Raw genomic sequence first — 13089 nt, 5'->3', positions numbered from 1 at the left:
GAGGTTCGCATGCCGGAGCACCCCAGCGCATCCGACCGTCCGTTACCGCACCCGTGGTCGAATAGGCGCGTGCGGGGTACAGACGTGCCGCGACGGATGCCGAATCCCTGGACGACCAGGCGATCTCCGAATGCCGATGTGCCGTCACGGGTTTCACATCCATGGTCGAAACCTCGGATCAGCGAGGCGAAGCAGCCCCGACGGCGCACCCTCTCCGAGCCGATTTCGGGCGACTCTGCGCGCCGGGCCCTTTCGGCGAGCGCCGCGTCCGAGCGCACTATCGACCACGAGGCCGCGCTGCTGGCCGAACTCGAATCCGATCCCGGTTCAGGTCGCAGCGCCAGATCGCGTCCCAGCGTTCGACGCCTCGGCGACGGTTTGGTCGCGATGCCCCAGGTGAGCCCGCTCGATCCGCGCACGTCGATGCTGGAACGTCCGGAAGTGCCGGAGCACAAACGATTCTGTTGGAAGTGTCAGCAGCCGGTGGGGCGCACCATCGAGGACGAGCCCGGTGCGGTGGTCGGTGAATGCGACCGCTGCCGATCGCCGTTCAATTTCCGGCCCGCCCTGCAAGCGGGTGAAATGGTGTCCGGCCAGTACGAGGTGCAGGGCAGTCTCGCCCACGGTGGGCTCGGCTGGATATACCTCGCCATCGACCGCAATGTGAGCGACCGCTGGGTTGTGCTCAAGGGGCTGCAGAATCCGCTCGACTTCGAGGCGCACGTGGTCGCCCTCGCCGAACGTCAATTCCTTTCCGAGGTGGCCTATCCCGGCATCGTCAAGATCTACAACTTCGTCAAACATCGGTCGACCCGCGATGTCGCCGACGGCTATATCGTCATGGAGTACGTCGGTGGCCGATCGCTGAAGAAGATGCTCGATCTGTGTGCCCCGGAACGTCTTTCGGTGTCGGACGCGATCGCCTACATGATGGAGATCCTGCCCGCGCTCGACTATCTGCACTCGTTCGGGCTGGCCTACAACGATCTCAAACCCGACAACATCATGGTCAGCGAGGACGAGGTCAAACTTATCGACCTCGGCGCGGTCGCGGCGATGGAGTCCTACGGCAGTATCTACGGCACTCCCGGCTACCAGGCGCCGGAGATCACCGACACCGGCCCTACCGTGGCATCCGATGTCTATACCGTCGGCCGGACGCTGGCCGCGCTGATTCTCGAGTTGCCCAAGGATGGCGAAGGCCATTATCTGCCCGGTCTGCCGACACCCGAGCAGCAGCCGTTGTTCCGCCGCAATCCCGCCTTGTATCGCCTGCTGCGCCGGGCGACCGATCCGGATCCCAAACGCCGTTTTCCTTCCGCCTATTCGTTCTACTGTCAGCTCGCCGGCGTACTGCGCATGGTGCTCGCGGCCGATACGGGGCTCGAACATCCGCAGGCGTCAATCGAATTCGGTTCAATGCGTGGCGATTTCGGAATCGAGACCCTCATCGGGCAAACCGATGGCATGACCGACGGCAGGCACCGGCTACCCGCCCTCGATGCGCCGAGTGTGGTTGCGGCACTGTCGGTTCCGCTGATGGACGGTGACGACCCGAGTGCGGACCTGTTGTCCACGCTGTTGCACGGCGATCCCAGGAAGGCGCTCGACTCGTTGCGCCGCGCCGCCGATCGGATTGTCTCCGGAACGATTCCGGAACCGGAGACCTTCGAACTGGAGGGCACGCTGATCGCGGTGCGCGCGCATCTCGACCTCGGTGATGTGGTGCTGGGATGTGATCGGCTCGCGGATCTGCGACCGCGCTACAACGCCGACTGGCGTCTCGAGTGGTACACCGCCATCGCCGCGCTGCTCGACGGCCAGTACCAGCGCGCCTACGAATACTTCGACCTCGTGCACAGCATGCTGCCCGGTGAGCTGGCACCCGCGCAGGCGCTCGCGGCTACCGCGGAACTCGCACTGCAGCACCTGGATACGGCCGCCGACGCGCAACGGTGGCATCGACTCGCCACCGAGTATTACCGGACCGTGTGGCGAACCAACCATGGAGCGGTGAGTGCGGCGTTCGGGCTGGCGCGGCGTTTGGCCGCCGATGGTCAACTGCTCGAGGCCGTCGCGATCCTGGACCAGGTGCCCGAGGCGTCGCGCTACCACAGTGTGGCGCGGATGACCGGCTGCCTGCTGCTGGTATCGCGGCCCGTCGCCGACATCACCGAGGTGGATCTCACCGAGGCCGCGACCCGGCTGGACGCGGCGCCGGATGAACCACGGGCCCTGCAACTGCAGGTTATCGTCGTGGGAGCGGCGCTGGAATGGCTTCGCGCGGGCGGACAATCGACCGGGCCGGATACGACGATCCTCGGCTTTCCTGTCACGGAATTGGGACTGCAACTCGGATTGGAAACCAGCCTGCGCGGTCTGGCGCGCATCTCACCGCACCGCCTACACCGATATCGGCTCGTCGATCTCGCCAACTACGTCCGGCCGCACACCCGGTTCTAGGTGCGCTGCCTACTCGTGACGGCGAGGCGAACGAAAACTACCGGGGCGCAGCCGATCATAAGCAGCCACAGCCAGTTTCCGGTGGCGATCGCAACGACGACGGCGAGCACGACGATTACACCGGCCGCAGTGGCCAGTCGTGGCAGCGGGTTCGATACCGGCAGCCGTGGGGCCGGTGGTGTGCTGCCGGGCAGGTCGGCGAACAGCGCGGCCAGCTGACTTTTGGTGGTCGCCGCCGACACCACCGCGCTGCGATGTTCGAATTCGGATAGGTCCAGCCTGCCCGAGCCCAGGTGTTGTGACAGTTCGGCCAGCGCGCGCTCCCGCTCCGCGGCACCGACCCGGGCGCCCGCCGGATCGCCGATGGCCGCCGGATCGCTCGTGATCGGCTCACCGTGCTCGCTCATATCGGAAGAATATGCGTGGGTGCCGGGGGCGCGCCCGGGCTGTTTCCACCATGGGGAAGGCCGCGCGGCCCCGGTCGCCGTCGAAATACGCTGCCGCAGCGTTTGCTGGAATGTCGCTGATGGTCTATGGCGGTGAACACAGCGCAGCTGCGCTAGCGGTCGAAATGGGCCCGATGTGCCATCCTTGAAGAATGGCTGCCGGTGTGGAATACACGATCGACGAGCTGGCACGTCAGGCTGGCACGACCGTGCGGAGTCTGCGGGTCTATCACGAGCGCGGCGTGCTGCCCCCACCGCAGGTCAAGGGGCGGACCGGGTTCTATGGGCCGGAGCATCTCAATCGGGTGCGGACCATCAGCCGATTGTTGGACCGCGGGATCAAACTCAACGGCATCAAGGAACTCCTCAACGCCTGGGGTCGCGGTGACGATCTGGGCGATATCCTCGGCGTGGCCGATGCTGGGGAGGCGGAATCGTCAGTTGCCGTGCCGAGTGCGGAGCCGGGCGAAACGATTGCCGCGACAGAACTTGTCGAGCGCTACCGTGACGTTCCCAATGGCCTGGCCCGGGTGGTGGCGGCCGGTCTGTACGAGCCCGTCGACGCGGCAACCTACCGTATCTCCGACCGCCGCCTGATTCGCGTCATCGAAAAGCTGGCCGGCGCGGGCGTACCAATTCCCGAGATTCTCGACGAACTCGAAAGGCTCCGCGGCGACGCCGACCGCATCGCGCGTCGTTTCGTCGACCTGTTCCGCCGGACGGCCTTCGCGAGTTTCCAACAGTCCGAACGAGGTTCGGCGGAACAGGTGGAACTCGGTGACCGCCTGCGAACAGCCCGAAGTCTGCCCGGTGAGACAACTGCGGAGCTCGTAAATCTGTTTGTCGCACGGTACCTCGATCAAGACACCGAACTGGCCGAGGCGCTCACCGAGGATTGACCGCCACTGTGGGCGTGCTGTCGCTATTCCCACAGCTGAAGGTACTGGGCACGCAACGTGCCGTTAAACAGCGGTAGGTTAGGTGGACGCGCAGCGGCGCACTCTATACCTAGGTATGTTGTGCGCGGATCTACCGATGCGCGATCCCCGCTCCTACCTCGACAATCTTGACTCTGGCATGAGGGCAGCAGATGGGTTGTGTAATGGGAAGCGTGACACTGTGGATGCAGATGTCGCTTGACGGCTTTGCGGAGGGGCCGGATCAGGAAATCCACTGGCCGATGGTGGACGAGGAGCTGTGCGAGTCATTCCTCGATGAACTCCGCGCGGCCGACCTATTCCTGTACGGGCGCAAGACGTTCGAGATGATGGCATCGTTCTGGCCGACGGCGGATGGGGATCCGGCCATCTCGGAGTTCTATGTCGAGTTCGCGCGCTGCTGGAAGCAGACGCCGAAGCTCGTCTTCTCGCGCAGCATGCGCCGCGCGAACTGGAACTCCAGAGTTGTGCATGAGGGCATGGTCGAGGAGATATCAAGACTACGACAGCAGCCCGACTGCAATATGGTGCTGTTCGGTGGCGCCGAAACGGCTTCGGCCTTCATAAGACACGATCTGATCGACGAATACCGGCTGTTCGTTCATCCGCTGGTCCTGGGCAGTGGCGTTCCGCTGTTTCCGACACCAGCGGTGATGGCGGATCTGCAGCTGGTCGACGTGATGACCTTCGACAGCGCGGTCGTGCAGATGCACTACCAGCAGGCGACCCACACAACGTCGCGAATATCGGCGTAGCGCACCCGTAACCGAAAATTTCCAACGCGTCGGCGCTGCGTCGGCTAACTTTCGTTCGTATGTCCCTGGTACACACTCGCGGCGACGTGCTGGCGGCATCCACCAGCGAATTCGTTGGCCGCGAAAAGGAATTGGACCGGCTCGTGGCCATGCTGGCCGGGGGTGCCAGGCTGATCACCCTGGTCGGTCCCGGCGGAATCGGTAAGACACGACTGGCCGCGGAGGCGACCGGTCGGGTGCATCGCGCCCGGCAGCGTCGCGTCTATTGGACCTGCCTGACCGAATGGGACCCGGACCGCGCGGCCACCGAGCGGGATATGTTGCGCTCGGCGGTAGGTGACGCGGTCGCGCAGCGACCCGAGCGTGATGCGGCCGGTGGTGGCGGTGGCCGCTGCGACAATCGAGCAGTGTTGGTGCTGGACAACTGCGAGCACGTGCTCGAGGCCGCGGGTTCGCTGATCGTGGATCTACTCGAGGCCGCGCCGGATCTGACGATCGTTGCCACCAGCAGGGAACCGATCGGGTGGGTTGACGAGTACATCGTGGCGGTGCCGCCACTCTCGCCTCGCCAGTCACTCGAATTGTTCCAGCAGCGTGCCGAACTCGTCGGCCGGAGCATTCCGGACGATCCGCGCCAGACCACTCTCGCAGCCGGGATCTGCCGCCGTGTCGACCACAACCCGCTGTTCATCCGGTTGGCCGCGGCGCGGCTGCGGTATCAACCGCCCGCGATGGTTTTGCGCGAACTCACCGGCGGCGTCGACGATAAGCGTTTGCGGTGGGCGCATGGCGCCCAGGCCGGCATCGATGTGCGCCATCGCGGTGTGCGCGACGTGGTGGCCTGGTCCTTCGATTTGTGTAGTGAGCGCGAACAGTTGCTGCTCGAGCGGTTGTCCGTCTTCGCGGCGGGGTATGAGACCGACAACGAATCACCCCGTCCGGGAATAGCACTCGACGCCGTGATCGCGGTGTGCGCCGATGACGCGCTGCCGTCGGAAGACATCGAGCACCTGCTGGAGCGGCTCGCGGATCGGTCGTTGCTCTCGGTGCACTTCACCCTGACCAGCTTCAACTGGTACCTGACCGAAAGTGTGCAGGTCTTCGCTCGTGATCGGTTGCAGCACCGGGACGCCGGTGCGGCGGCTCGTCTGGCCACAACGCACCGTCGGTATTTCCGGAGCAGAGCCGTTGCGGGGCACGTCAAGTGGTATGGCCCACAGAACAGGGCATGGCTCGATGAGGCACGGGTCGCCTGGCACGACATCGTGTTCGGCATCGAGGGCGCCGATCGCGGCTTACCGGTCGGAAACCTGGTGGCAAGGGAGATTCGGCTCGCGGTCGAGGCAGCCCGCCGTGAACCGCGCTCACGCCCGTGGTCGGCTTCGCCCGCCACCGTGACCCGGTCGGCGCGTTCGTTGTCGCCATGGAACGAGCTGTCCCGAGCCGAGCGCGATGTCGCTGTGTTCGCCGCGGCCGGCTGGCCCAACAGCGCGATCGCGATTCGCCGGCGCAGTTCCATCCGGACTGTGGACGCGCAGGTCGCGACGATTCGCCAGAAATTGATGATCTCCTCGCGCAATGACATCGTTCGCTACATTCCCGAGGAACTCGCCGAGCGCGTCCGGGACGAATCCCAACGTCAGCCGCGCCGCGCCCGCAAGGACATGCGGCATCGATAAGGACTGACGGCATCGATAGGCGCCCGCCCGCCTACTACGCTGTGGGAACCGGTCGCTTCGGAATCGATAGATTGGCGAGCATGTCTGCAGTGAAACCCGGCGGTGATGTTCCGGACACAGTGCGTGAGTTCGTCGGCAGACATTGCGAGTTGCAGCGGATCGAAACGCTGCTTTCCTCGCCCAATGCTCGACTGATCACTCTGGTCGGCCCGGGCGGCATCGGCAAGACGACGCTCGCGGGCGAAGCGCTTCGGAGGTATCGGAAGACACCGCGCGACAAGGTCTTCTGGACGAGGCTGGCCCGATTGACGCCGGGCGTCGACACCACGATCGTGGCCGAGGAACTCGTGCAGTCGGTGGTGTCGTCCGATATCGCCATTCGATCCGCCCGCGACGGTCTGGTGGAGGCGTTCACCGGCGGCGATAATACCGGAAGCCACCGGACGATCCTGGTGCTCGACAATTGCGAGCACGTGCTCGAGGCCGTCGGTCCGCTGATCGTCGACATCTTGAGTGCCGCGCCGCTGCTGACCGTCATCGTGACCAGCCGGGAACCGGTGGGCTGGATCGACGAGCACATCGTGGGCGTGCCGCCACTGCAAGCCGGACACGCCGTCGAACTGTTCCGGCGGCGAGCCGAGCTCACCGGACGCCCGATACCCGAAGATCCCGAGCAACTCGCCGTCGCCGAACGGATCTGTGGACACGTCGACAACAATCCGCTGTTCATTCGACTCGCGGCGGCGCGGTTGTTGCACCGGCCACCGGTCATCGTGCTACGCGAACTCACCGGCGACACCGATGACCGGCGCATGCAATGGTCGCGCGGGGTCCGGGTGGGCGCTGAGGAACGCCACCGCAGCGTTCGCGATGTCATCGCCTGGTCGTATGGGCTGTGTACCCAGAGCGAACAGCTACTGCTGGACCGGATGTCGGTGTTCGCCGCCTGCGGCGACGCCGAGGGCGACGAAACGCGCAGCGGCGGGGCGGATTCCGACGCTATCGTGGCCGTCTGTACCGACGTCGCGCTGCCCGCGCCGATGATCGAGTCGCTGCTGGAGCGATTGGCGGCACGGTCGTTGGTGTCCGTGCGGGTCGGGGCGAGCACGGTGTCGTACTACCTGCTCGAGACCGTCCGGGTATTCGCGCGGGACCGGCTTGCCGAGCGCGATGACGGCATGCGTGCGGAGTCGCTGCTGGCTCGGCATCGGCGCTATTACCGGGACCGCGTCGTGGAGGGGGAGCAGGCATGGTACGGCCCGCACGAACAGGCTTGGCTCAACTGGGCGCGATCGGCCTGGTGCAATATCCTGACCGCCATCGAGACCAGTCTTGCCGAGCCGACCGAGGCTGTCATAGGACTGGAGACTGCGGTAACCCTGATGGCGCTGCGGATTCCGTTCATCACCGGCGCCAACCGTGCGGTGGGCGGGCTCACCGAACAGGCGCTGACAGCTACCAGATACGTCGACCCGCCACCGACTCAACTGCGGATCACGGCGACCGCCTTGGTCGGATGGGTCGCGCTGTGGCAGGGCCGCCGTGACTTCACCGCGCGACTGCTCGACGAGTGCGCCGACCGATGCCTGTCCGATCCGGCGGTGCGTGCGAACTGGCGCGAGAGCGCCAGCGAGGATATCGGTCTGCCCGCCCCGGTCGAGTTCACCCGAGGGCTGGAGCTGCTGCTCATCGAGTTGGATCCGCGGGCTGCCATCGTATTCGCGAGGGCGCAAAGGAAATTCGCCGAAGCCGGGGACGGCGGAGGTGCGCAACGCAGCGAGCTGTTCGAGGCGCTGGCCTGTGCGTATCTTGCCGACGCCGAACAAGCGCTACGGGTCTCGCGTCGGCATCTGGACCGGGCCGTTGCCGCCGACTCCTGGTGGGCGATCTCGTGGGCGGAGGTGGCGTGGCTGATCGCGATATCCCAGCATGGCGACCCGTACCGGGCACTCGAGATCGAGCAGGTCGCGGTGGCACGACATCTGGCCACGGGCGATACCTGGACGGCGAGCTGGATCATCCACTGCGCCATGCAGGCGCGAACCCACATCTTGTCCGACCGGATGGCTTCAGGGCAGGATGGTCCGGCGGCACTGAGGGCCGTGGCCACCGAAATCGCTTATATCCAAGGGGGTATCGCCACCCTGCATCGATGGATCGGCATCGCCGCCGATCGGGTGCCGGTGGTGGCTCGCGGTACCGATTACGCCATCGAGGTGGCGACGTCGGTCCTCGGTGAGCAGGCGTACGCGACGGCCGCGCGGCGTGGTGGTCGGCTGCGTCCGGAACTCGATGAGCTGCAACGGTTCATCCTGGGCAGGCTCGATGTCACCGACCTGCCGAACGGCGATCGCACCGACTGCGGCGCCGACTCACGCTGGCGGGAACTCTCGCCCGCGGAACGGGATGTCGCCGTGCTCGCTGCCGCGGGGTGGGCCAACAGCGCCATCGCCACGCGGCGCGGCAGTTCGATCCGTACGGTCGACGCCCAGGTCGCGTCCGTCCGCCGCAAGTTGATGGCGGCCTCGCGAACGGACATCGTGCGGTACGTGCCTGCCGAGCTCGACGAGCGCGTCCGGCGCGAATCCGCGCAGCGGCCCGCGCGTGCGGCGGCACGCCAGTTGCCGTCGCATGATCAGCTCAGCACGCCGTCATAGCAGAGACTCGAGGACCGCCACGACCGCTGCGGGCCGGTGCCGCCGTCGAAGGTCCACAGGTCGATCGACCCCGCTGCCTTCCAGTACATGGCGCCGTTTCGGTCCGCGACGGCCTGGTAGATGTCCTCGGCGCCCTCGATCAGCTGGCTACCGACGCAAAAGTCGTTGTAGGAGGTACCCGGCTGGCGTGCGCCCGGACTGAACAGACCCGCGGGGTTGGAGTTTGCGCCGGGGTTGTGGACGGTGCTGTGCCCGTTCACCGCATGGTCGACGGCCCAGTAAGGGCCACCGCCGGAATCGGTACGGCAGGTGAAATTCCAGCCGCCCGCGCTGATCGTCAGCCCTTGCCGGTAGCCATCGCCCGCCCACAGACAGGCGACGCCGGTATCGGCCTCGGCGATTCCCGCGCCGGTTCCGATACAACCCGCAGCGAACGCGGTGGCGGCGAGGACGGCCAACGTGCCGGCTTTCGACCTACCTACGTTCGAACGACCTGCGTCAGTAGATGTGGGCACTGCCGATTTGCGCCTGCTTAGTATGGTCATCGGCGTCTCTCTTTCATTTTGTGCCCTATCAGCCGATAGCGATCGGGCCATTCCGGAATACTTCACACGTCATGTAATGCGCCATTGAGTAGCGGCGCATAGGGGGGATGGATCTGGCTCGACTCAGTGCCGCGATCTGCGCAGCCGGTTATTCGGGCCCGAGTTGCTGGAGCTGTTTACGCCGGAATTCCCGGTCTATTTGCACCAGGTCGCCTGGGCCTTGCATACCTTCCAGCCGCCCTCGGAGTTCTGGACCTGATTCCAGGTCGAGTTGCGGGAGTTGCTGCTCGAGGTGTTCTGAGCTGCCTCGACCTGGTTCTGGCGCTCGTGGTACGCGCGCAGTGCGTCGTCGTGCTGGCTCTGCTCGAGCGGATCGGAATCGGTGTGCATGTAGCCACGTGGATCGATGTGGTGTGCGCCGGTCGTATCGCCGTCACTGTAGGAGCCACCACGACCGGAGGAATGGTCGTTGTGCGACTCCGCGAACGCCATTCCCGCCGATGCGGTGGTGATCGCGCCGACGATGGCGGCACAGGTGAGCAGGCGACGGGCGGCCAGTTGGTGGCTATTGGTGATCATCGAATTTCTCCGTTTCGGTGTCGAAATGTGGTTGGTTGCCGGCGAAGGCGCCGATATGGAGGAAGAAGTCCGTTTCTGTCGAGATCGGCGGATCGCCCGGGATAACTCGGCTAGCGAGTCACTGTCTATCGTGCCGCTATATAACGTCACATTAATCGATGGTTCGATTGGTGTCTAGAGTTTTGTTGGCATGCGTGGCGGGACGCCGACGTGGCCGGGTGCGAAAGGCATCCGTGGGGCGTCGTCGTCGCGCCATTGGCGGCACTGTGACGTGGCGGGGTGCGACTTCACGTGTGCCGGCACTCGATCGCGCCCGGCGGTGTCAGTGGAATTGCCCGTGAAAAAGGGGAACCGGCTCAGCTCTCAGTGCGTCGAAGACAAACAAATGGGGATTCGTTGTTTCGGTGGTGTGAGGAGGGGTTCGCATGGAGCGTTGTCCGGGGTGCCATACCGCTTGGCGGCGTGGTGTAAGTGCGAGGGCGCGGATTCGGCCGGTGACACGCACCGGCGACGTGTGCGAGCGATTTACACCGAGGCCGCGGCCTGAGCCGCTACCTGAGGTCGAAAACGACTGATAGAGAATTGGTTTCGTGATGCTGAATCGTCCGCGCCGGGCCACTGTGACCCGGCGCGGACGATTCACGCGTGATTACTCGAGGTCAGCGCACGGCGCGGGCCGCGGCCACCAGGTTTTGCAGCGACGCTTCTACCTCGTCGGGGCCGCGAGTCTTTAGGCCGCAGTCGGGGTTTACCCAAAGCCGGTGTGCTGGAATAGCTTTCAAAGCAGCACGCAACGCGTTGATGATTTCGTCGACGCTGGGCACCCTGGGGGAGTGGATGTCGTAGACACCGGGGCCGACACCGAGGTCGAAACCGGCCGCATTGAGATCGTCGAGAACCTCCATATGCGAGCGAGCCGCTTCGATCGACGTGACATCGGCGTCCAAGCCCGCGATCGCGTCGATCACCTCACCGAACTCCGAATAGCAGAGATGGGTATGGATTTGGGTGGCATCGGAGACGCCGGAAGTTGCCAGCCGGAAGGCATGGACCGACCACTCGAGGTAGGCGGGCTGGTCGGCGGCGCGCAGTGGGAGCAGTTCCCGCAATGCGGGTTCGTCGACCTGGATGATGCGAATACCCGCGGCCTGAAGATCGACCGTCTCGTCACGGATCGCCAGCGCCACCTGCCGCGCCGATTCGGCGAGCGGCTGATCGTCGCGGACGAACGACCAGGCCAGGATCGTCACCGGGCCGGTGAGCATGCCCTTGACCGGCTTGTCGGTGAGCGATTGGGCGAAGGCGATCCAGTCGACGGTCATCGCGGCGGGCCGTGCCACATCGCCGTACAGGATCGGTGGCCGCACGCAACGGGTGCCGTAGGACTGCACCCAGCCCGCCTCCGTGGCGGCGAAGCCATCGAGCTGTTCGGCAAAATACTGCACCATGTCGTTGCGCTCCGGCTCACCGTGCACCAGCACGTCCAGGCCCAGCTTCTCCTGTAGCGCGACAACATCCGTGATCTCCGCGCGCATCCTGCGGACATACTCCGACCGGTCGATCTCACCCTTGCGCAGTGCGGCACGGGCGAGCCGGATCGACGAGGTCTGCGGATAGGACCCGATTGTGGTCGTCGGCAGCGCGGGCAAGTGCAGACGTTCTGCCTGTATGGTCCGTCGTTGCTCGGCGGGTGCCCGCCGCGTGGCGTCGCGGCCGAGCCGCGCCAGTCGCGCTCGCACCTGCGGATCGTCCAGTCGCGGATCGGTATGCCTCGACACCGAAGCCGCACGGGCAGTGGCCATTTCGTCGGCTATCGCCGCCTGGCCGTCGCGTAACCCGGTCGCAAGCAGGCGCACTTCGGCGGCCTTCTCCGCGCCGAACGCCAGCCACGAGCGCAATTGCTCGTCTAGGTCCGTCTCGACGGCCAGGGTGTAGGGCACATGCAGCAACGAGCAGGAACTCGACACGGCGATGGACTCCGCGTCGCCCCGTAGGGTGGTGAGTGTCGCCAGGGCGCGATCCAGGTTGGCGCGCCACACATTTCGGCCGTCGACGACTCCGGCGACCAGCAGTTTGCCCGCGAGCGCGGGGATCGCGGCGATCTCGGTCGAGGCGGTGAAATCGAGTGCGATGCCGTCGATATCGGTGTCGGCCAATGCGGGAAGCGCGGCCCCCGCGGTACCGAAGTAGGTTGCCACGAGGATCGCGGGACGATCCGGTGTCGCGGATAATTCGGCGTACGCGCGTCGCAGTAGTGCTATCTCGTCATCGGACAGATCGGTGACGACAATGGGCTCGTCGAACTGCACCCACTCGGCGCCCGCCGTAGCGAGTAGCCGCAGCAGCTCTCGATACAGCGCGACGAGTTCGCCGAGCCGATCCAGCGCGGCCGCGCCGGTCGCCTTCGCCAACTTCAGGAACGTGACCGGGCCGAGCACCACCGGCCGGGCGGGCACACCGAGTGTGAGCGCCTCGCCCAATTCGTCGAGCAGCTTGTCCGGATGCAGCGAGAACACGGTGTCCGGGCCGATTTCCGGGACCAGATAGTGATAGTTCGTATCGAACCATTTGGTCATCTCCAGCGGTTCGACGGTGTCGGTGCCGCGTGCCGCCGCGAAATAGCGATCCAGCGGATCGGCGATATCCGCCACCCGAGGTGGCAGCGCGCCGAGCATGACGGCAGTGTCGAGTACCTGGTCGTAATAGGAGAAGGTGCCGACCGGAATCGAATCGAGCCCGGCGGCCTGTAGTTCGGCGAACTGGGCCGCGCGCAGGTCACGCGCGACGGCGTGCAGCGCGGCGGCGTCGACGCGTCCGGCCCAGTAGGATTCGGTGGCGCGCTTGAGCTCGCGGTTCGGCCCTACCCGTGGCAGACCGAGGACCGTTGCGGTGAATGGCGTCCGAAGTGAAACAGTCACGATGTTTCTCCAGTGCTGAGGTCGAAAGCCCTCGCCCCTACGAGCAGCACGGAACCGTATGACATGCCGGAAAATCCGACAACAAGAGCCCGACACGTCTACACCGGTG

General features: G+C 65.4%; 9 protein-coding genes. 5 read left to right on the top strand and 4 right to left on the bottom strand.

Annotated elements, in window-relative coordinates; all coding sequences use genetic code 11:
- The first annotated feature begins 69 nt into the window (after positions 1 to 69).
- The gene (locus LKE06_RS30415; protein WP_228002889.1) at positions 70 to 2463 is read left to right on the top strand and encodes a serine/threonine-protein kinase; all 2394 of its coding nucleotides are present in this window, start codon (positions 70 to 72) and stop codon (positions 2461 to 2463) included.
- On the opposite strand, the gene LKE06_RS30410 is transcribed toward LKE06_RS30415, so the two are convergent.
- Positions 2460 to 2870 (bottom strand): DUF1707 SHOCT-like domain-containing protein, encoded by a 411-nt coding sequence (locus LKE06_RS30410; protein ID WP_228002888.1) that lies wholly within the window; start codon positions 2868 to 2870, stop codon positions 2460 to 2462. The genes LKE06_RS30415 and LKE06_RS30410 overlap by 4 nt on opposite strands.
- A 191-nt stretch (positions 2871 to 3061) precedes the next feature.
- Between LKE06_RS30410 and LKE06_RS30405 the strand changes: the two genes are divergently transcribed.
- The 4 genes from LKE06_RS30405 to LKE06_RS30390 all read left to right on the top strand — a co-directional run bounded on the left by LKE06_RS30405 (position 3062) and on the right by LKE06_RS30390 (position 8938).
- Entirely contained in the window at positions 3062 to 3808 is a 747-nt protein-coding gene (locus LKE06_RS30405; RefSeq protein ID WP_228002887.1) for a MerR family transcriptional regulator, read from the top strand.
- Positions 3809 to 4020: 212 nt separating this feature from the next.
- Entirely contained in the window at positions 4021 to 4602 is a 582-nt protein-coding gene (locus LKE06_RS30400) for a dihydrofolate reductase family protein (protein WP_228002886.1), read from the top strand.
- A gap of 59 nt (positions 4603 to 4661) precedes the next feature.
- On the top strand, positions 4662 to 6281 hold the full coding sequence (locus LKE06_RS30395; protein ID WP_228002885.1) for a helix-turn-helix transcriptional regulator: 1620 nt from the start codon (positions 4662 to 4664) through the stop codon (positions 6279 to 6281).
- An 80-nt stretch (positions 6282 to 6361) separates the two neighbouring features.
- Positions 6362 to 8938 carry an ATP-binding protein gene (locus LKE06_RS30390; protein WP_228002884.1) on the top strand — a complete coding sequence of 859 codons (2577 nt, stop codon included), beginning with the start codon at positions 6362 to 6364 and terminating at the stop codon, positions 8936 to 8938.
- Here the strand turns inward: LKE06_RS30390 and LKE06_RS30385 are convergent.
- From LKE06_RS30385 to metE, 3 genes are all read right to left on the bottom strand, one after another.
- A complete protein-coding gene (locus tag LKE06_RS30385; RefSeq protein WP_228002883.1) occupies positions 8917 to 9396 on the bottom strand; it encodes a hypothetical protein in 480 nt (159 codons plus the stop codon). The two genes, LKE06_RS30390 and LKE06_RS30385, sit on opposite strands and share 22 nt — an antisense overlap.
- A 282-nt stretch (positions 9397 to 9678) precedes the next feature.
- Complete coding sequence (locus LKE06_RS30380; RefSeq protein WP_228002882.1) at positions 9679 to 10062, bottom strand: hypothetical protein; 384 nt, start codon at positions 10060 to 10062, stop codon at positions 9679 to 9681.
- Positions 10063 to 10721: 659 nt separating this feature from the next.
- Positions 10722 to 12980: a 5-methyltetrahydropteroyltriglutamate--homocysteine S-methyltransferase gene (gene metE / locus LKE06_RS30375; protein ID WP_228002881.1), complete on the bottom strand. Its 2259-nt coding sequence runs from the start codon at positions 12978 to 12980 to the stop codon at positions 10722 to 10724.
- Positions 12981 to 13089: the final 109 nt, after the last annotated feature.

This window comes from Nocardia australiensis, from assembly GCF_020733705.1.
Classification (GTDB): domain Bacteria; phylum Actinomycetota; class Actinomycetes; order Mycobacteriales; family Mycobacteriaceae; genus Nocardia; species Nocardia australiensis.
Note: the sequence above shows the minus strand (reverse complement) of the source record. Positions and strands in the feature narration are given on the sequence as shown.